Origin of the sequence: Micromonospora sicca (genome assembly GCF_003172935.1) — a bacterium.
GTDB classification, from domain to species: Bacteria; Actinomycetota; Actinomycetes; order Mycobacteriales; family Micromonosporaceae; genus Micromonospora; species Micromonospora sicca.
This window is the reverse complement of record NZ_QGKS01000125.1, coordinates 1-19,509: the sequence shown is the minus strand read 5'-3', so window position 1 is coordinate 19,509 and position 19,509 is coordinate 1. Positions and strand designations below refer to the sequence as shown.

At 73.0% G+C, this 19,509-nt stretch carries 17 protein-coding genes; 3 read left to right on the top strand and 14 right to left on the bottom strand.

What is annotated here, in order from left to right; translation table 11 throughout:
• Window positions 1–36 precede the first annotated feature (36 nt).
• Complete coding sequence (locus DKT69_RS05900; RefSeq protein ID WP_236647352.1) at window positions 37–1,278, bottom strand: ABC transporter substrate-binding protein; 1,242 nt, start codon at window positions 1,276–1,278, stop codon at window positions 37–39.
• Window positions 1,279–1,461: 183 nt separating this feature from the next.
• Here DKT69_RS05900 and DKT69_RS05895 point away from each other — a divergent pair, with 183 nt between their 5' ends.
• Both DKT69_RS05895 and DKT69_RS05890 read left to right on the top strand, forming a co-directional pair.
• On the top strand, window positions 1,462–2,220 hold the full coding sequence (locus DKT69_RS05895; RefSeq protein ID WP_236647351.1) for a FadR/GntR family transcriptional regulator: 759 nt from the start codon (window positions 1,462–1,464) through the stop codon (window positions 2,218–2,220).
• 489 nt (window positions 2,221–2,709) lie between these two features.
• Window positions 2,710–3,990, top strand: a complete 1,281-nt coding sequence (locus tag DKT69_RS05890; protein ID WP_109800569.1) for a vanadium-dependent haloperoxidase — start codon at window positions 2,710–2,712, stop codon at window positions 3,988–3,990.
• Window positions 3,991–4,117: 127 nt separating this feature from the next.
• Here DKT69_RS05890 and DKT69_RS05885 read toward each other — a convergent pair whose 3' ends face one another.
• Window positions 4,118–4,507 (bottom strand): DUF2267 domain-containing protein, encoded by a 390-nt coding sequence (locus DKT69_RS05885; protein WP_109800568.1) that lies wholly within the window; start codon window positions 4,505–4,507, stop codon window positions 4,118–4,120.
• Window positions 4,508–4,665: 158 nt separating this feature from the next.
• Here DKT69_RS05885 and ligD point away from each other — a divergent pair, with 158 nt between their 5' ends.
• The gene (gene ligD / locus DKT69_RS05880) at window positions 4,666–5,619 is read left to right on the top strand and encodes a non-homologous end-joining DNA ligase (protein ID WP_201749508.1); all 954 of its coding nucleotides are present in this window, start codon (window positions 4,666–4,668) and stop codon (window positions 5,617–5,619) included.
• A gap of 12 nt (window positions 5,620–5,631) precedes the next feature.
• Here the strand turns inward: ligD and DKT69_RS05875 are convergent, their stop codons facing one another.
• The 12 genes from DKT69_RS05875 to DKT69_RS05815 form a co-directional block, all read right to left on the bottom strand.
• On the bottom strand, window positions 5,632–6,039 hold the full coding sequence (locus DKT69_RS05875) for a DUF2267 domain-containing protein (RefSeq protein ID WP_236647350.1): 408 nt from the start codon (window positions 6,037–6,039) through the stop codon (window positions 5,632–5,634).
• Window positions 6,040–6,108: 69 nt separating this feature from the next.
• Window positions 6,109–7,980 carry a transketolase gene (locus DKT69_RS05870; RefSeq protein WP_236647353.1) on the bottom strand — a complete coding sequence of 624 codons (1,872 nt, stop codon included), beginning with the start codon at window positions 7,978–7,980 and terminating at the stop codon, window positions 6,109–6,111.
• Between the two features lie 48 nt (window positions 7,981–8,028).
• Window positions 8,029–9,306 (bottom strand): MFS transporter, encoded by a 1,278-nt coding sequence (locus tag DKT69_RS05865; RefSeq protein WP_109800566.1) that lies wholly within the window; start codon window positions 9,304–9,306, stop codon window positions 8,029–8,031.
• A 187-nt stretch (window positions 9,307–9,493) separates the two neighbouring features.
• The gene (locus DKT69_RS05860; protein WP_109800565.1) at window positions 9,494–10,423 is read right to left on the bottom strand and encodes a mechanosensitive ion channel family protein; all 930 of its coding nucleotides are present in this window, start codon (window positions 10,421–10,423) and stop codon (window positions 9,494–9,496) included.
• Between the two features lie 389 nt (window positions 10,424–10,812).
• The gene (locus DKT69_RS05850) at window positions 10,813–11,319 is read right to left on the bottom strand and encodes a hypothetical protein (protein ID WP_109800564.1); all 507 of its coding nucleotides are present in this window, start codon (window positions 11,317–11,319) and stop codon (window positions 10,813–10,815) included.
• Window positions 11,320–11,336: 17 nt separating this feature from the next.
• Entirely contained in the window at window positions 11,337–12,185 is an 849-nt protein-coding gene (locus DKT69_RS05845) for an Rv1363c family protein (RefSeq protein WP_109800563.1), read from the bottom strand.
• Window positions 12,182–13,426, bottom strand: coding sequence for an MCE family protein (locus DKT69_RS05840; RefSeq protein WP_161557776.1), 1,245 nt, complete (start codon window positions 13,424–13,426; stop codon window positions 12,182–12,184). The genes DKT69_RS05845 and DKT69_RS05840 overlap by 4 nt, the downstream gene beginning before the upstream one ends.
• The gene (locus tag DKT69_RS05835; RefSeq protein ID WP_109800561.1) at window positions 13,423–14,835 is read right to left on the bottom strand and encodes an MCE family protein; all 1,413 of its coding nucleotides are present in this window, start codon (window positions 14,833–14,835) and stop codon (window positions 13,423–13,425) included. The genes DKT69_RS05840 and DKT69_RS05835 overlap by 4 nt, the downstream gene beginning before the upstream one ends.
• The gene (locus DKT69_RS05830; protein WP_109800560.1) at window positions 14,832–16,076 is read right to left on the bottom strand and encodes an MCE family protein; all 1,245 of its coding nucleotides are present in this window, start codon (window positions 16,074–16,076) and stop codon (window positions 14,832–14,834) included. The genes DKT69_RS05835 and DKT69_RS05830 overlap by 4 nt, the downstream gene beginning before the upstream one ends.
• Window positions 16,076–17,059 carry an MCE family protein gene (locus tag DKT69_RS05825; protein WP_109800559.1) on the bottom strand — a complete coding sequence of 328 codons (984 nt, stop codon included), beginning with the start codon at window positions 17,057–17,059 and terminating at the stop codon, window positions 16,076–16,078. Before DKT69_RS05825 ends, DKT69_RS05830 begins: the two co-directional genes overlap by 1 nt.
• The gene (locus DKT69_RS05820; protein WP_109800558.1) at window positions 17,056–18,090 is read right to left on the bottom strand and encodes an MCE family protein; all 1,035 of its coding nucleotides are present in this window, start codon (window positions 18,088–18,090) and stop codon (window positions 17,056–17,058) included. The genes DKT69_RS05825 and DKT69_RS05820 overlap by 4 nt, the downstream gene beginning before the upstream one ends.
• Complete coding sequence (locus DKT69_RS05815; RefSeq protein ID WP_109800557.1) at window positions 18,087–19,376, bottom strand: MCE family protein; 1,290 nt, start codon at window positions 19,374–19,376, stop codon at window positions 18,087–18,089. Before DKT69_RS05815 ends, DKT69_RS05820 begins: the two co-directional genes overlap by 4 nt.
• Window positions 19,377–19,509: the final 133 nt, after the last annotated feature.

The window sequence follows — 19,509 nt, the reverse complement described above, 5'->3', positions numbered from 1 at the left end:
TGGTGGGGCCGACCGGCCCCACCACCCGCGCGCGGCTTACTTGGCCTCGTCGTCCAGGAACTTCTGGAACGCGGTGTTCGCCGTGTCGGCTGCGGCCGCGGCGTCCTTGCCGGCGATCGCGTCGACGATCGGCTGACCGACGATCTCGCGGGCCTCGGCGACCTTCACGACCAGCGGCCGGTCGTGGCCCACGCCCTCCTTGGTGCTGGCGGCGATGGCCTCGACCAGGTCCTTCGGGTAGGTCGCGGTGCCCTCCGGGTTAGCCCAGACGGAGGTACGGGCACTCGGCACGCCGGACTTCTGCTGGGCGAGCGTCTGCTGCTTGCCGGTGGCCCACTCGATGAACTTCCAGGCGTTGCCCTTGTTCTCCGAGCTGTCGTTGACGCCCAGCGCCCAGGACGGGACGTTGTACGGCTTCGAGCCGGCCGGGCCGGCCGGGAACGGCGCGAAGCCGACGGTGTCGGCCACCTTGGACTTGGCCGGGTCGGTGGCGTTCTTGTAGAGCGAGTCGGCCTCGGTGTAGAAGGCCGCCTTGCCCTGGGTGAAGATGGCCATCGCCTCGGGCCAGCTCATGTCGGTGCTGACATTGGCCGGGCCGTGATCCTTGATCAGCCCGCCGTAGTAGGCGTACGCCTGCTTGGCGGCGTCGCTGCTGACGGTGGCCTTGCCGCTGCCGTCGACGAAGTCACCGCCGAAGCTGTAGAGGAAGCTGGAGAACTGGGTGACGGCCGGCGACTTGCCGGTCCGGGCGACGAAGCCCGCGACGCCCGGCTGGGCGGCCTGGATCTTGGCGGCGGCGGCCTTGAGCTCGTCGAGGGTCTTCGGCGGGGCGCTCAGGCCGGCCTTGGCGAGCAGGTCCTTGCGGTAGTAGAGGACCTCCTGCTCGGTGATGATCGGGACGCCGACCGGCTTGCCCTCGTACGAGGTGGCCTCCACCGGTCCGGCCTGGAAGTCGGCGAAGTCCCAGTCCTTGTTGGACTTCACCTGCTCCGACAGGTCGGCGAGGTACTTGTTCTTGGCGAACAGCTTCCCCTCCTGGAGGGGGCGGTACATCATCACGTCGATGTCGGACGAGCCGGCGTTCAGCTTCACGTTGTACTGGTCGGAGAGCTGGTCCTCGCCGAGCTGGGTGATCTCGACCTTGAGCCCGGTCTGCTTCTCGAACTCGGGCAGGGCCTGCTTGATGTTCTCCGTCCAGACGTGGTTGGCCAGGGTCACCCGGACTGTCTTGGACGCTGCGCTGTCGTCGCCACCGCCGCCGCAGGCGGACAGGCCCATGGCGGCAACCACAGCCAGAGAAGTACCGAATATCGATCGACGCCGCACGTCCATCTCCTTCTGTCGTGGCCGCCACCCGGGGGAGGAGCGCCACTTCGTTGTAACGTCCGCTTAACGACGGGATGCTAGGCCCAAAAAGCCGACTTATTCAAGAGGTGATCTCTAACTGATATGCTCCGAAGCGTGGATCAGTCCTCTCCAGGGGTCGCACCCGCCCAGCACGCCCCTGCCGAGGCCGGGCTGCACGCCCGCGTACTCGACCACCTCGGCACCGCCATCTGCGGCGGCGAGGTGGCCGCCGGCTCCGTCCTCAACATCGACGACCTGGTCGAGCGGTACGCGGTCTCCCGCTCGGTGATCCGCGAGGTTCTGCGGGTGCTCGCGTCCATGGGATTCGTCGAGACCCGGCGTCGGGTCGGGGTCATGATCCGACCGGCCGAGGCGTGGAACGTCTTCGATCCGCAGGTGATCCGCTGGCGCCTCGCCTCCGCGGGCCGGATGGGGCAGCTCCGCTCGATCACCGAGCTGCGGACCGCGATCGAGCCGCACGCCGCCTGGCTGGCCGCCGGCCGGGTCGGCCACGACGAGGCGAGCGAGCTGGTCGGGCTCGCGGCCAAGATGTGGGCCGCCGGGAAGGCCGGCGACGAGGGACGCTTCCTCAGCCTGGACATCGAGTTCCACCGGCGGGTGCTGGTCGCCTCCGGCAACGAGATGTTCGCGAAGCTGCAGGAACTCGTCGCCGAGGTGCTCACCGGCCGGCATCACTACCACCTGATGCCGCACTACCCCCACGAGCAGGCCCTGCAACTGCACGCCGACGTCGCCCAGGCCATCCAGCGGCGGGACGGCGAGCGGGCCCGGGAGGCCATGGTGCGGATCATGGAGCAGGCGTTCGACGAGATGAAGTCGATGTGGGAGCAGACCGGCGAACCCGGCCGGTGAGCTGACCTCCGCCACGCGGCGGTCGAGGGCGTAGGCCTTGCTCGGCGCAGCCCTGCGCCTCACCTCCCTCCCGGTGCTCACAGGGAGCATGTGGTGACGACGCAGGAGGCGCACCGGCTCAAGGCGTACTGGCGGGAGCGGCTCGCCGTCCTCAAGGAGCTCCTGGAGTCGCCGGAGGCGGCCCGATGAGCACCGCCCAGCGCACCGTCGGCGGCGGCACCCACCTGCCAGCTCAACGCTGGATTCGTTGTGGAACGGCCCGCTGCGCGGGCGGCAACTCTCATCTGCATCTTCTCGTCGGTCACGTACCACGAGATCCCCTGGCGATCCCCTGGCCCGCCTGACTCGATCCGGCGTCCATCGTCCGAAGTGGAGTCGCGCAGTCCCTTCGGCCGGTATGGCATGCGTGGGCGGCACGGTAGGTTGCCCATTGCAGCCACTCACGTCAATGGAGCAATCACCCGCCGGATTGCCCGTAAGGGGTGCATCATGACACGTCAGGTTCGCCTCCGCCGAAAGGTCGTCTGCGCGGCCGTCGCCGGTATCCTCGCCGTCGCATCGCCGGTCGCGGCCACCTCCCCCGCATCCGCAGCCGACAACACACCCGCCAATGCCGTCATTGTCTGGGACCGTAACGCGCAAACCGCGATCTGGGAGGTGGCGGGCCAGCAGCCGCAGGTCCAGGCGCGCAGCTTCGCGATGGTGCACGGGGCCGTCTACGACGCGGTCAACGCCATCGCTGGACGGCCTTACCAGCCGTACCTGATCGCGCCGCCCACCAACGGCAGGGAGTCGGTGGACGCGGCGGTCGGAACCGCGGCCTTCCGGGTGCTCAGCTCCTTGTTCCCGGACCAGCAGGCGCGGCTGCAGACGCAGTACGACGAGTGGCTGGCCACGGTCCGCAACGGCATCGCGAAGCAACGCGGGATCTACGTGGGCGGCCGGACCGCCGCCGCGATGATCAGCGCCCGGCAGCACGACGGGGCGTTCGGCGACCCGCTCTGGCCGGTCGGCACCGAGCCCGGCCAGTGGCGGCCCACCCCGCCGACCAACGCCAACGACGGCGCCTGGGTGGGGAACCTCAAGCCGTTCCTCATCCCCAGCGCGTCGATGTTCCGCTCGTCCGGCCCGCCGGCGCTCGCCAGCGACCAGTACGGCCGCGACTTCAGCGAGGTCAAGGCGATCGGCGCGGTCAACAGCACCATCCGCACCGTGGACCAGACGCACGCCGCGATCTGGTGGCACGACCGGCACCTGGGCGAGTGGGAGATCAAGCGCCAGCTCGCCACGACCCAGCGGCTGAACACCCTGCAGACGGCGCGGATGTTCGCGCTGGTCGACCTCGCCGAGGCCGACGCCACGACCGCCTGCTACAACGAGAAGGGCGCCTGGACGTCCTGGCGGCCGGTCACCGCGATACAGCTGGCCGACACCGACGGCAACCCGTCCACCGAGGCCGATCCGCACTGGATGCCGCTCCTCGTCACGCCGCCGCACCCGGACTTCACCTCCGGGCACACCTGCTTCACCGCGGCGAGCATGTCGGCGCTGAGGCACTTCTTCGGCCGGGACGACATCCCGTTCAGCGCGTTCAGCGAAACCTCGGGCACCACCCGGTACTTCGGCAGCTTCTCGCAGGCCACCGCCGAGGTCATCGAGGCCCGCATCTGGGGCGGCATCCACACCCGCACCGCCGACGTCGAGGGCGCAAAGATCGGTGCGCAGGTCACCGCGTACGCGATCAAGAACTACTTCCGCCCGCGGCGATGACGCACCGGGCTTGACGTGCCCGGCCGGGCGTCGATCCGGCGCTCGGCCCGGGGGCGTCACCCTGCCCCGAGCGGAGTCTTGCCGGTCGCAGTCACGCCGCGCGCCGGCCGGAGGACGTGCGTCCGGGTCAGGCCCCGCGGGGCACGGGCTGGGCCAGGGCCTGGATCTTGGCGGGCAGCTCCGACATCGTCTCCTCGAACTCCTTGTGTCCGACCACCCGGTGCAGGGTCTGCAGGACGGCCCGGGCGCCTCGCTCGGCGACGTCGTCCGCCACCCCCGCGCGCGCCGCCACCCGGCGCAGGAACTCGTCGTACGCGAAGGTCTGCGGCTCCTCGGGGCGGGCCCTGGCCACGAACGGGCGCAGCTCGTGCGCCACGTGGTCGGCCAGGTCCGCCGCCTGGCCGCCGCTGATCCGCTCGGCGAGGGTCCGCAGGGTGGCCTCGGTCAGGGATTGCGCCGTCTCCGGCGGAACGCCCGCCCGGGCGGCCACCTTCTCGAAGAACTCCAGCTCAGCCATGCTTCGTCCTTCCCGTCCCGGAGACAGCGTGGCTACCCGCGGCCACCGGCCGCAAACGAGCGGCCCCCCGCGTTCGAGCCGCCCGCGCAGGAGGGGAATGCCCGGAAAGCGGCGTTTCCCCGCCCGCGGTTGGTCATGATCGAGGCGTGGGTGCCAGGATGCCGGATCTCGTGCCGCCGATGCTGGCGTCCAGTGGCGCGCTGCCCAGCGGGCCCGGCTGGGCGTACGAGTTCAAGTGGGACGGCGTGCGCGCGATCGCCTACGTCGACGACGGGGTACGCCTGCTCAGCCGCAACGACCGCGACGTCACCCGGGCGTACCCGGAGCTGGACGAACTCGCCCAGCTGCTGCCCGGGCGGCGGGCGGTGCTCGACGGGGAGATCGTGGCGCTCGACGCCAAGGGCCGGCCCAGCTTCTCGGCACTGCAACACCGGATGCACGTCCGCGCGCCGAGCGCCGCGCTGGTCTCCGCCACGCCGGTCCGGCTGTACCTGTTCGACCTGCTGCACCTCGACGGTCGGGACCTCACCCGCCTGCCGTACGCCGAACGTCGCACGGCGCTGCAGGAGCTGGGGCTCAGCGGGCAGAGCGTCGACACGCCGCCGCACTGGACCGGCGACGCCGGCCGGGACCTGTCCACCGCGGCGGCCGACCTCGGCCTGGAAGGGGTCGTGGCCAAGCAGCTCGGCTCGTCGTACGAGCCCGGGCGCCGCTCGCCGGCGTGGGTCAAGGTGCCACTCAACGACACCGTCGAGGTCATCGTGGGCGGCTACAAACCCGGCGCCGGTCGGCGGGCCGGCACCATCGGCTCCCTGCTGCTCGGCATGTACGACGAGCGGGACAGGTTGACCTACATCGGCCACGTCGGCACCGGCTTCACCCAGACCGTGCTGCGCGATCTGGAGCACCGTCTGGAGCCGCTGCGCCGCCCGGACCCGCCGTTCGCCTCGCCGGTGCCACGCGAACACGCCCGCCACGCCATCTGGGTCGACCCGGTCCTGGTCGGGGACGTCGCCTTCCGGTCCTGGACCCCCGACCGCCGGTTGCGCCACCCCTCCTGGAAGGGGCTGCGCAGCGACCGCGAGCCCGCCGAGATCCGGCTGCAAGGGTGACCCGGCCTGGGCCTACGTGCCCACCCGGCGTGGTTCGAGCCGGGTCGTCGGCGGGCTCGTCAGCTGCCAGAACTCCTTCGGCAACTGGGCGACGGAGTCCTCGTACTCCTTCGCGCTGACCGCGTCCCGCAGCGTGTCCAGCACGGCGCACACCCCGGCGTTCGCCGTCTGGAGATCCACCGCGGCGCGTTGCTGCACCCGCTCGAAGAATTCGGGGAGCTCGAACGGTTCGGCGTTCTCGTCGGGTTTGCGTAGGTCGCCCCGCAACTCCTCGGGAAGCTGCGCGGCGAGATCCCGTGCCTGGCCGCCACTGAGCCGCTCCGCCAGCGTCGCGAGCGTGGCACGGGTGATCGGCTCGGCCAGCGTCGGTGACATCGTCGGTCGCGTCGCCACCGACTGGATGAACTCCGCGTACTTCACCTCGGACCCCCTCCTGCCGCGAATGCTGCGTCTACCCGCGCACCCGGGGGTGAAACGGCGCCCGCCGCGTCAGCGGCCCGGGGCCTCCGCGGCGCGCGCCGCCGCGACGATGGCGCGCACCCCGATCCCGGCCTGTTCCATCAGTTGGGTCGGGGTGCCGGAGGTGGGTAGGCCGCGCACCGCCAGGTGCGTCACCCGCACCGGCTCGGGGATGTCGGCCAGGGACTCGAGGACCGCCGACCCCAGGCCGCCCTCCGGATAGTGGTCCTCGACCACCAGCAGCCGACCGCCGGTGGCCCGGACGGCGTCGAGCAACCGGTCCCGGTCCAGCGGCTTGACCGAGTACAGGTCGATGACCCGGGCCTTGATCCCCTCGCGCGCCAACTCGTCGGCGGCGGCGAGGCAGTTGTGCACCGTCACCCCGGCGCCGATCAGCGTGATGTCGTCGTCGTCGCCGCCGCGGAGCAGCTTGCTGCCGCCCACCGGGAAGGCGTCCTCGTTGTCGTAGAGGACCGGGTACTTGCCTCGGGTGGTGCGCAGGTAGTTGACCCCCTTGCGGTCGACCATCTGGGCGACGAGGGCGGCACAGGACACCGCGTCGCTGGGATACAGCACCGTCGACCCCTGCACGGCGCGCAGGGCCGCCAGGTCCTCCAGCCCCATCTGCGACGGGCCGTCCGCTCCGATCTCCACGCCCGAGTGGGACCCGGACAGGGCGATGTCGGCCTGGGAGACGCCGGCCATCCGGATGAAGTCGTAGGCGCGGGAGAGGAACGCCGCGAAGGTCGCGGCGAACGGCCGGTAGCCGCGTACCTGGAGCCCGACCGCGGCGGCGACCAGTTGCTGCTCGGAGATGAACATCTCGAAGAACCGGTCGGGGTACGCCTCGGCGAACTTGTCGGCGCGGGTGGAGTCGCTGACCTCGCCGTCCAGGGCCACCACGTCCGGCCGTGAACCCAGCGCGCGCAGCGCGTCGCCGTACGCGTTCCGGGTGGCCACCATCGCCCCCTTGTCGTACCGCGGCATGGTGGGCGGCTCGCCGGTCGGGGCGGCGGCGGCCGGGACGGGCTCGGGCCGCGGCGTCGCGACGCGGATCTGACGCACGCCGCCGAGCGCGGCGACGGCGCGCTCGGCGAGCTCCGGCTTCAGCGGCTTGCCGTGCCATCCCGGCTGGTTCTCGACCTCCGGCACCCCCTTGCCCTTGACCGTCCGGGCGAGCACCACCGTGGGGCCGGTGGCCTGCCGGGCCCGGCCGAACGCCTCGTCGATCGCGACCAGGTCGTGACCGTCGACCACCAGCGCCTGGCAGCCGAACGCCTCGACCCGGCGGCGGTAGGTGTCCAGGTCCCATTCCAGCTCGGTCGGGCCGCGCTGCCCGAACCGGTTGATGTCGACGATCGCGGTCAGGTTGCGCAGCCCGTAGTGGCCGGCCTTGTCCAGCGCCTCCCAGATGGAACCCTCGGCCATCTCGCTGTCCCCGCACAGCGCCCACACGTGGAACGGCAGGTGGTCGAGGTGCCGGCCGGCGAGCGCGATCCCCACCCCGACGGGCAGGCCCTGACCGAGCGAGCCGGTGGCCACGTCGACCCAGGGCAGGACCGGCGTGGGGTGCCCCTGCAGGCGCGACCCGAACTGGCGGTAGGTCTCGATCAGCTCCTGGTCGGTGATCGCACCCGCCGCCTTGAAGACCGCGTACAGCAGCGGCGAGGCGTGGCCCTTGGAGAAGATCAGGTGGTCGTTGGCGCGACAGTGCGGGTCCGTCCACTGGTACCGCAGGTGCCGGGAGATCAGCACCGCGAGCAGATCGGCGGCGGACAGGCTGGAGGTCGGGTGCCCCGACCCGGCTTTGGTGCTGCAGCGGATCGCGTCCACCCGGAGCTGGGCGGCGAGCTCGCCCAGCTCGGTGAGCTCCTCCGCGCCCAGGGTGCGCTCTGCTTCCATCGTCACCGGCATCGCCTCCGCCCATACGGTAGTCAGGATGAGACGGCTTCACCCGGTAACCACCGATTTGCCAGCCGCCGGCCGGGCTCGCGAGGGGCGGGAGCAGACCAGCCGGCCCGCCACCGCCAGATACGGCAGGGCGGCCAGCGCGAAGGCCACCGCGTTGCCGGCCGCCCCGGCCACCACGGCGTACCCGCCGTAGAACGCGATGATGGTCAGGTCCGTCGCCACCCCGGCCACCGAGGTGACCGTCGCCCGGCTCGGACCGGTGATCCGGGCCTGCAGGCGCACGTCCGCGAGCACCGTGGCGAGTTGGAACGCGGCGAAGGCGACCGCGAGCAGCAGGAAGCCCGCCGGGCGGCCGACCAGGGCACCCGCCGCCAGCGCCGACGCGGCGAGCACCAGCAGGCCGGCGTACCCGCGGGTGGTGAGCCGCTCCCCCGCCGGGGCGAGCAGGCCGCCGGCGGTCATCCCGGCCCACAGCAGCAGGAGCAGCAGCGGCACCGCCGCGTCCGCGACGCCGGTGTCCCGCGCCAGCAGGCCGGCGTACTCGTCGAGGCCGCCCCAGATCGCGGTCACCGCCGGGACGAGCAGCAGGGCGGCGCGTACCGCGCGGTCGGCGCGGGCCTCGGCCAGCCCGGCGCGCAGGGTGGCCAGCCACCCCAGGTCGTCGTCGCCGTCCGGCTGGCCCCGCCGCTCGGCCGCGGCCGGCCCGGAACCCGTCGGGGACTCGGCGAGCCGCGCCGGTCGGTGCTCGGGGAACAGGGTCGCGACGGCGGCGGCGAGCAGGCAGGCGAGGACGCTGGCCGCGCCCACCCCCGGGTAGCCGCCGACCGCGAGGACCGGCCCCGCCAGCGCCCCGGAGCCCGCCGCGCCCAGCACCTCGGCGGTACGCGCCCGGCCCATCACGCGGGCGTACCGGTCGCTGGCGCCGAGCCGGTCGAGTTCGGTGAATACCAGCGCCTCCAGCGCCCCGGAGCGCAGTGCCCCGCCGGCGCCCCAGAGCAGGAAGCCGACGGCGAACGCCGGGTAGGACGGGGCGAGCACCCAGCAGGCGAAACCGGCGGCGGGCAGCAGGGGCGCCAGGACCAGCAGCAGCCGCCGGGACACCGCGTCGGCCCACGCCCCGGAGGGCACCTCCAGGACGATGCCGGTGGCCGACCAGAGCACGAAGAGCGAGGAGATCTGCCCGACCGACAGGCCGGTGTCGCTGAACAGCAGCACGTACACCGGGTAGAGCAGGACGAGGTCGGTGAGGAACGCGTAGCCGTAGAGCGTGCCCGCCAGCCGGCGGATCGCGGGTACGCGCGCAGGAGAGATGATCATGAGGCCTTCCCACGGGGACGGAACGGACACCGGACGTACGGCGTCCGCGGCGGCCCGCGGCCACGGCCTCTAGCGCAGCATCAACATCGCCAGGTCATGACGCTCAGGCTAACGCCCCTCGGGTCGGCCCCGAACACGCTTCGGGGTGGGACCCGGCTGGGCCCCACCCCGGTGCGCGTGCGGACGGTCAGCGGCGGAACTTCTGCACGTCCGCCTGCGGGATGACCATCGTGGACTCGTTGTCCACCGCCTGCTCGGCGGTGGGCTGCCGCGGGGTGGTCGCCTGCGTGGGCTCCGCCGCGCCGTGCGGGGCGACCGGCTGGGTGCGGTCGGCGTCGCCGTCCCGGGTGACCGGCTGGGTCAGCTCGGCCTCCGCGTACGGGGTGACCGGCTGGCTCAGCCGGGCCTCGACGTCACGCCGGCCGGCCTGGTACGCCCGGGCGTGCGTGGCGATCGTCTGCGACTCCTGCTCGGCGCGGGTCAGCCAGTTCTCCCAGCGGCTCTGCATCGGCCGGACCAGGCCGCCGCCGACGCCCACCACGAGGATGCCGCCGACGGTCGCGAGCACCGCGATCAGCACCGGGGTGGTCACCGCGGTGGCCACGCCGATCTGGTTCAGCGCCGCGATGACGCCCAGACCCAGGATGAACACCGAGGCGATGTTGGCGAGGATCCGGCCGTAGGACAGGCCGCCGAGGGCGCTGGAGATGATGTCCTTGACCGCCTTGGCGATCGCGGCGGCCACCACCACGATGACGATGGCGACGAAGGCCCGGGGCAGCCAGGCGATGACGCCGGCGATCAGGTCGGAGATCGGGTTGGGGCCCCAGATGCCGAAGGCGAGCTGGAGGGTCACCAGCAGCACCCCGTAGTAGGCCAGCTTCGCGACGATGTCGCTGGCGTCGTACTTCGACCGGGCCAGGGCGGTCTTGATGCCGCCGCGCTCGACGGCCTTGTCGAAGTGCACCCGTTCCAGGATCTTGTCCACGAGCTTCAGCACGGCCTTGGCGACCAGCCAGCCGACCACCAGGATCGCGATGAAGGCGACGGCCTTGGGCAGGAACAGCATCACCGAACGGAACGCGTCGCCCACCGCGTCCCCGAAGTTGTCTTTCATCGAAGGGCCTCCACACACGTGTTCAGGTCGGTCAGCGAGGGACCTACCCGAACACGGTGACCGGGAAACCCGGTCAGCCTCGGCGGCAGCGGTAGCTGACCTCGATGCCGGCCTGCACCGGCGACGGCTCGATGATGTTGACCGTGGCCGTCTCCTTCGTCGCGCCGACCCCGCTGAACGTCCACTTTGAGGGTCAGCAGGACCGTCCGCTGGCCCCGGCCCACCCGCTCGGTGAGGCGGCTGCCGGGTGCGGCGTGCCTACGACACAAATGAACAGCGTGCGCACAGGCAGACCGGTTTCACCTTTCGGCCCATCTGGTCCTCGTCACGAATACGCCGCCGGATGTATCAGGTGCGGGCAAATGGTCGACCGTCCCGCCTGGGCGGCGTCAGATCGCTGTCGCCTTGACGACCTTCCATTCGCCGTCAACCGGGACCATGGTGAGCACGACCCGGTTCTGGTCGACCTTCTCCCCCGCCGTGCTGACGTTGCGCCGGTACTGGTTGAGGTAGACGAGCAGTTCCACCCGGTCGGTGTCTGAGGTGACCACCCCGGTAGCGGAGACCTCGGCCAGGACCACCGCCTGCTGCTTGGTCGCGGTCTCCTTGAGCGTCGCGGTGGTCCGGGCGTACTCGTCGGCGAAGTCGCCGGTCGCGAAGGTCCGTCCGTTGGCGACGCTGTCGTCGAAGGTGCGGTAGTCGTACGAGAAGATCGCCTTTGCGGCGGCGGGCGCGGTGGCCAGGGCCTGGCGAACGGCCCGGTCGCGCTGGCCGGCGCGATGGTCGCCGTACCAGGCAGCGGCGGCGACGGCTGCCACGACCAGGAGCGCGACGACGAGCGTCGGCACCAGCGGGAGCCGTCCGGGCCGTCGGCGCAGGACAGTGGGGACACGCATCGGACTCCTCCTCCGGGTCAGCCGACGAACTGCAGGCGGGACACCAGCCAGTCGCCGGAGTCGCGGTCGCGGACCAGGTCCACCTGGATGCGGTAGTGCGAGGGGCGGCCGTCGGGTGCCTTGACGTTCCGGACGGTGGCGTCGACGGCCACCAGCACGACGGCGTGGCCGCGGTCCCCGGAGACCAGTCCGGCGCGCAGCACCGACCCCTGCGACTGGACCTTGTTCTCCACCACCGCCTTGCGCACCTGCGCCTGGCCGCGGGTGAACTCGTCCTTGAAGTCGCCGGTGGCCCCGGTGACGATGCGTTGCAGGTCCCGGTCGACGCTGGCGGCGCTGACCGAGACGAAGTTGACGCTGGCCTGCCGGGCGGCGGCGACGGCGTCCCTTCGGGCCTGGTCGGTCGCGCGGTCGACGTACCAGCGGTGCCCGTACACGCCGGCCGCCGCGAGGGCGGCGGCGAGCAGCACCGCGAGCAGCCCGGCCAGCGCCCGCCGGCGACGCGGCACACCGGCATGGTCGTGGGCGGCCGCGGTGCGGTCCGCAGCGGCGGTCGCCCTCGTGGTCTCGGCGTCCTCTGCGGCGTCCTCCGTCGCGGCGGGATCGTCGTCGGGGTCCGGCAGGTCCTCGACCTCCGCCGGGTCGCCGGGCACGGTGAGGTCCTCGGTTCCGGTCGGATCCTCGACCGGCTCCCGGTCAAGGCGTTCCAGCACGTCCTCGATCGGTTCGGCCTGCGGCGGCACGGCACGGGTGACGAGTCTGCGCTGCCGGGAACGACCGGGCGCCCCCGCCTTTGCTCCGTTGATCACTCTGAGCTTGGGATCCTTGCGGCCCTGCACGGGCACCTCCTCGGGTACGCCGGTCACGGGGTCACCCCGGCGAGCAGCAACTGCTTCCACGACTGGTCACCAGCGGTCCGGTACTGTCCGCCGGTTCCGCCGAACTGCAACGGTCGCCCGTCGGGGCCGAGCACCAGGCCGGTCGCGGGATCGTACCCGCCCGAGGCGCCCTGGTCGCCCTGGTCGGACGGGGCGGGGGCGGGTTCGCGTCCGCCGGGTCGCGGCGCGTTCTGCGCCCCGCGTACGTTGGCACCGGCGGCGCGTTCCTGACCGCTGCACTTGGTGCCGCCGCCGCGGTAGACGCAGGACGGCGGGTCGCCCGCGTTGACGACGAGGCCGAGGTGGGCGGTGCCGTCGCCCGGGGTGACGGTGAAGCCGCCGGACACCGCGACCGGGTAGGTCACCAGCAGCTGCTCGATGCCGGGCAGCCGGCGGGCGGCGATGCCGTTGACGGTGACCAGGTTGCCGAGCAGCGCGCCGATGTTGGGTTCGAGTCCGCGCAGCAGGGCCCGCAGCTCGGCGCCGGCCGGCGGGCCGGTGGCGAGCAGCCGGCGCAGGTCGGGGTCGGCGGCGCGGACGGTGGCGGCGAGCTCCGCCAGGCCGGCGGACCAGCGGCGCAACGCCTCGGCGGACTCCGCCTGGGTGGTGAGCACGGTCCGCCCGTCCCGGATCAGCGTCAGCGTCTCAGGCAGCCGGGCGTTCGCGTCGGTGAGCAGCGCGTCACCGGCGTCGAGGATCCGCGCGAGGGCCTGCTCGTTGCCCTCGAACGCGGTGCCCAGCTCGCTGATCAGCACGGTCAGGTCGTCCGGGTCGATCGAGCGGACCAGGGCGTCGAGGTTGGTCAGCAGCGCCTCGGGGGCGAGCGGGACGCCGGTGCGGTCGACCGGGATGACCGCGCCGGCGGCGAGGAACGGCCCGCCGTCGCGCTCGGGCCGCAGGTCGAGGTACTGCTCGCCGACGGCGGAGCGCTGGGTCACCACGGCCCGCAGCGCGTCCGGCACCCGTACGCCCCGGTCGATCCGCAGGTCGGCGCGGACTGCGTCGGCGCGCAGCTCGACGGCGGTGACCCGGCCGACGGGGACGCCACGGTAGGTGACCGGGGCGTTGGCGAAGATGCCACCGGCCCGGGCCAGGTCGACGTGGACGACGTAGCCGCCGCCGAAGAGCCGGTCGCCGAGGCCGACGTAGCGGAACCCGACGTAGCCGATGCCCAGCACGCTGACCAGCACGAAGGCCAGCACCTGGAGCTTCGCGGTCCGTCCGATCACGGGATCAGCCCCCCTCCCAGGAGATCCGGCAGGTCGCCGATCTGACCGATGACCGCCCCGGTCACCGGCAGCACGCACTCGGCGGTCAGCACGGTGCCGGAGGGCAGTTCGGTACCGGCCGGCAAGGCGGTACCCGGCGGCACGATCCCCTTCGGCAGCAGCAGCCCGCCGAGGGGCACCGCCGAGCCGGGCTTGAGCAGGACGCAGCCTTCCGGCAGGCCGCACTCCTTCGGCGGCGTCCACCGGGCCGGGAAGTCCTTCAGGTCGGGCAGGCACTTCAGCAGCGGCAGGTCGGGCAGCCCGATGCCGCCGGGCAGGCTGCCGGGCGAGGGCTTCGCGCCGCCCGCGGCGGGCGGCCGGGGCGCGGCGGGGGCGTTCGGCCGGGTGGCCGACCGGACCGGAGCGGGCGCGGCGGCGACCAGGTTGGCCAGGATGTTGGCGGCGTCGAGGTCGGCCGTGACCGCCAGGTTGACGAAGTCGCCGACGATCGCGCCCGTGACGTTGGGCGGGAACGGGTACGACAGCATGAAGTCCAGCGACTTCGGCAGGTCGTCGCCGGCCCGGGCGAGCTGTTCCAGGATCGGTTGCAGGGCCCGGACGCTGGCCAGGGTGTCGTCCCGGCTGCGGTCGACCACCCGGGTGCCGACCTCGCCGAGCTCACCGAGGGCGGTCAGCGCCCCGGTGAGCTGGGCCCGCTGCTGGGCCAGCACGGTCAGGCCGGGGGCGAGCGAATCCAGCGCGTCCCCGACGACCTGCCGCTGCCGGTCGAGCCGGCCGGTCAGCCGGTCGAGCGCGTCGATGGCGCGGACGATGTCGGTCTTCTGCCGGTCGAGCCCGCCGATGAAGGTGTCGAGCTGCCGCAGGGTGTCCCGGACGTCGGACTCGCGGCCGTCGAGGGCCTTGCCGAGTTCGGCGTTGATGGTCCGCAACTGGGCCAGGCCGCCGCCGTTGAGCAGCAGCCCGAGGGCGGCCAGCACCTCCTCGACCTCGGCGCCCCGGGTGGTGCGGGACAGCGGGATGACGTCGCCGTCGGCGAGGCGCCCGCTGGCCGGCCCGGTGGGCGGCGGGGCCACCGTCACGTACTTCTCCCCGAGCAGGCTGCTCTGGCGTACGGCGGCGGTGGCGTTCGCGGGCAGCCGCACCGCGCGGTCGATGCGCAGCCGCACCCGGGCGTGCCAGCCCGACAGGGAGATCTTCTCCACGGTGCCGACGGTCACGTCGTCGACCTTGACGGCGGCCCGGGGCACCAGGTCGAGCACGTCGCCGAACTCGGCGGTGACCGTGTAGCCGTCGCCGGTCGGCGCCCCGCCCGGCAGCGGCAGGTCGGCGAGCTCGGGCAGCCCACAGCCGGCGGGCAGCAGCGCCGCCACCACGACGCCGGCCAGCATCCGCAGCGCCCGGGCGGTCATGCCGGGCCCCGCAGGATGCCGCCGAGGGTCGGGTCGCTGGTGATGGTGGAGCCGCCCGGCGCCTCGTCGGCGGTCGGCGCACCGGGGGAGCTGACGGATCCCGGTGAGGACCCGCCGGCCGCCGGGGCGCCGGGCGGCAGCTTGAGCAGCTTGCGCAGCTGGTCGGTCAGCGGCAGACCGCGGGAGCGCAGGGTCTGCGCCAGCGCGGTGCACTTCGCCGGCACCTGGCCGGCGGGGAGCTGGTCCACCATCAGGGAGCAGACGAAGGTGGCCGGGTCGTAGGGGCCGAGGACGTTGTCGCGGGTGTCGAGGGTGCCCGATCGCGGGTTATAGGCGAGGCTGAGGTTGTTCACGGCCAGCGGCGTCACGTCGAGAATGTCGATGACCGCCTGCTGCTGGCGGACCAGCACGCCGGTGATGTCGGTCAACGCGGCCACGTTCGAGGCCAGCACGGTCCGGTTCTGCTTCACGAAGGCGGTGACCTCGGCCAGCGCGGCGGACAGGTTGCGCAGCGCCGCGGCCAGCTCCTCCTTCTCGCCGGCGAGCTGCTCGGCGACGTCGGCGAGCTGCTGGTTGAAGCCGCGCACCTGCTGGTCGCTGCGGGCCAGTGCGGTGGTGAAGCGTTGCAGGTTGGCCACCGAGCCGAACAGGTCCTGCCGCCCGTCGGCGAGGGTGGTCAGCGCGCGGGACAGCCCGTCGAGGGTGTCGTGCAGGTTCCCGCCGTTGCCCTGGAGGTTGGCCCGGCCGGTGGCGACCAGGTCGGACAGGGCGCCGTCGGCGTTGGCGCCCTGCGGGCCGAGGGCCCGGTTGAACTCGTCGAGCGCCTGGTAGATGTCGTCGATCTCCATCGGGGCGGCGGTCCGCTCGACCGGGATCTGCGCACCGTCGGCCAGCGCGGGCCCGCCGGTGAACGCCGGGGCGAGCTGCACGTACCGGTCGCTGACCACGCTCGGCGGGACGATCAGCGCCTGGGCGTCGGCGGGCACGTCCACCGCCGGGTCGTAGCGCATCTCGACGCGTACGGTGCGGCCCTGCGGGGTGACCGACTCGACCTCGCCGACCCGGACGCCGAGCACCCGTACGTCGGAGCCGGGGTACACCCCGACCGCCTTGGTGAAGTACGCGACCACCCGCCGCTGGGGTGGCTCGTGGCGCCACAGCACCACTCCGACGGCGACGGCGGTCAGCAGCACGGTCGCGGCGGCCAGGGGGCGGCGCCAGCGCTGGATCGGGCCGGGCATCAGCGTCCTCCCGTCGCGGGCAGGTACGGCTGGAGCAGGCCGTCGACGTACGAGTCGAACCAGCGGCCGTTGCCGACCACGTTGGCGAACGCGGTGACGAACGGGCCCATCCGCCGGATGGTCTGCTCCAGGTCGTCGCGGTTGCGTTGCAGGATCGCCACCACGTCGCGCAGCTTGCGCAGCGCCGGTTCGAGCTGGGCGCGGTTGTCGGCGACCAGCCCGGACAGTTGGACGCTGAGGTCGTTGGTGCCGACGAGCAGCCGGTGGATGGCGTCGCGGCGGCGGCTGACCTCGGCGAGCAGCCGCTCGCCGTCGGTGACGAGCTTGCGGAACTCGTCGTCGCGTTGGGCGAGCACGCCGGTGACGTCCCGGGTGCGGGCGAGCAGGGTACGCAGCTCGGCGTCGCGGCTCGCCACGGTCCGGGACAGCCGGGACAGTCCGGTCAGCGAGGTGCCGACGCTGGCCGGGGTGTCGGCGAAGGTCCGGGACAGGGTGTCGAACGCCTGGGCGAGCTGGTCGGTGTCGATCTTGTCGAGGGTGTCGGCGAGGCCGGTGACCGCCTGCACCACGTCGAACGGGGCGGCGGTGCGGGCCAGCGGGATCTGCCCGTCCTCGGGCAGCTTCCCCGGTCCGGCCGGCGACAGGGCCAGGTACTTCTGCCCGAGCACCGTCTTGATCCGGATGGTGGCGCCGGTGTCCCGGCCGAGCCGTACGCCGTCGTCGTCGACCCGGAACCGGACCCGCACGTACGGCTGGGCGCCTTGGGCCAGTTCCACCCCGGTCACCCGGCCCACCCGGACCCCGGCCACCCGGACCTCGTTGCCGGTGGCCAGGCCGCTGGCGTCGTGGAACGCGGCCTGGTACGTGCGGCCGGTGAGGGCGGCCAGCCGGTCGAGCTGGAAGGCGCCGAGCAGGGCGGCGAGGATCAGGGTCAGCGCGGTCGCGCCGACGACGACCGGGTTGCGTTCGCGGAAGGGTTTCACTGGCTGCCTCCGGTGGCGCAGCGGGCGGCGGGGGCGCTGAACGTGGCCGGGTTCAGCGGGGCATGGCCGGCGACGGCCACCCGCCCGTCGAAGTCGCAGAGGTAGAAGTTGAACCAGGAGCCGTAGGAGGCGACCCGGGTCAGCGACTCGTAGCGCTCCGGCAGCCGGCCCAGGGTGCCGTCGATGACGGCGGAGTTGTGGTTCAGGGTGCCGGCGAGGTCGTCGAGAGCGCGGACGTCGGCGGCCAGCGGCGGCCGGACCTGACCCAGCAGCGAGGCGGTCGTGGTGGTCAGGTCGCCCAGGTTGACCAGGGCGTCGCCGATGGCGGTGCGGTCGGCGGCCAGCCCGGAGACGAACTGCTGCAACTGGGCGATGCTCTGGTCCAGCTCGCGGTCCCGGGTGGCCAGGGTGGCCAGGACGCGGTTGAGGTTGGTGACCACCCGGCCGATGACGGCGTCCCGGTCGGCGAGGGTGTTGGTCAGCGAGGCGGTGCGTTGCAGCAGGCTGGCGACGGTGCCGCCCTCGCCCTGCAGGACCTGGATGATCTCATAGGCGAGCTTGTTGACGTCGTCCGGGTTCAGCGCGGTGAACAGCGGCCGGAACCCGTTGAACAGCACGGTCAGGTCCAGCGCGGGGGTGGTCTGGGCGAGCGGGATCAGCCCGTCGGCGCGCAGCGGCCTGCCCTCCCCCGGGCCCTCGCTCAGCGCCACGTACCGCTGGCCGACCAGGTTCCGGTAGCGGATCTTCGCGCGGACGCTGGTGGCCACGGCCACGTCGCGGTCGACGGTGAAGGCCACCTCGGCGACCGTGTCGTCGACCACCGCGATGTCGCTGACCTTGCCCACCCGCACCCCGGCGATCCGGACGTCGTCGCCGGGCAGCAGGCCGGTCACGTCGGTGAACCGGGCGCGGTAGGTGACGCCGTCGGGCGGGAACGCGCCGAGGGTCTGGGCGAGCAGTGCGGTGGCGAGCAGGGTCACCACGGCGAAGACCACGAGCTTGACCAGCGAGGCGGTCGTCTTCCCGGTCATCGCGCGTTCACCACCGCTCCGCGCAGCAGCGGTCCCCAGAGCAGCACCGCGATGTCGGGCACCTCCGCCGGGGGCGTGCCGGTGAGCCCGCCGACGAGGGGTTTGACCAGGGCGCTCTCCTCGCCGGTGCCGGCCCGCCCCATCTCGGGGCCGGCGGCCGGGGCGGTGGCCGGGCCGGCCGGCGTGCCGACCGGCAGGGGCGGCCGGGTACGGGTGCCGCCGTGGTCGTAGCCGTCGGCGACGGGCACCTCGGGCGCGGGCACGTGCGGGTCGGGCAGGCCCCGGCAGTTCGGGCCGTCGTGGGCGGCGTAGACCGGCTCGTCGCGGCCCCGCTCGTACGGGCCGCCGTCGCGGGTCACCTCCAGGGTGATGTGCATCCGCCCGCCGGCGAAGACCTGCTCCACCCGGGGTTGCAGGGCGACCAGGCCGTGCACCAGGCACGGGTACTCGGGGGCGTAGGTGGCGAGCAGTTCCAGCACCGGGCGGCTGACGTCGCCGAGCCGGATGAGCTGGTCGCCGTGCCGGTCGAGGAAGCCGCGGGTGGTGTCGGCGGTGTCGGTGGTGTCGGCGAGGAACGCGGCGAGCTGGGTGCGCTGGTCGGTGACCGTGGTCGCGGTGACGGTGACGTCGCGCAGCAGGGCGAGCAGGTCCGGCAGCGCGGCGTCGTAGCCGTCCAGCACGACGGCGAGCTGGCGGACGTCCTCGGCGATGGTGGGCAGCGCCGGGTTGAGCTGGCGCAGGTACGCGTCGAGCCGGGTCAGGTTCGCGCCGAGCTGGTCGCCGCGCCCCTCCAGGGCGGTGGAGATGGCGCCGAGGGTGGCGGCGAGCTGGTCGGGCCGGATGGACTGCAGCAGCGGCAACGCCTGGTCGAGGACCCGTTCCAGCTCGACCGCGGTGCGGCTGCGGTCCTGGGTGATGACCGCGCCGTCGCGGATCGGCCCGGCGGTGCTGGCGGGCGGCGGGACCAGCTCCACGTACCGCTCGCCGAACAGGGTCTTGGGCAGCAGCCGGGCGGTCACGTCGGCGGGGATCCGGCCGGTGGTGGCGGGGTCGAGCGCCAGCCCGATGACGGCGCCGCCGCCGTCGCTGCGGACCGAGCGGACGTCGCCGACGACGACGCCGCGGACCTTGACGTCGGCGCCGTCGAGCAGTTGCAGGCCGGCGCGGTCGGCGTGCAGGGTGACCCGCTCGACCGGGGTGAACGCCTTGCGGTACTGCAGCACGGAGGCGGTCAGCGCCGCGGTCAGCACGGCGATGAAGACGATGCCGAGGACGCGATGTCTCATGTTCACCCCGCGATCCGGACGGTGGTCGTGGCGCCCCAGATGGCCAGCGACAGGAAGAAGCCGACGACGGTGACCGCGACGATGGCAGTGCGGACGGCCCGCCCGCGGCGGTGTAGCCGTACAAGCAGTGCCC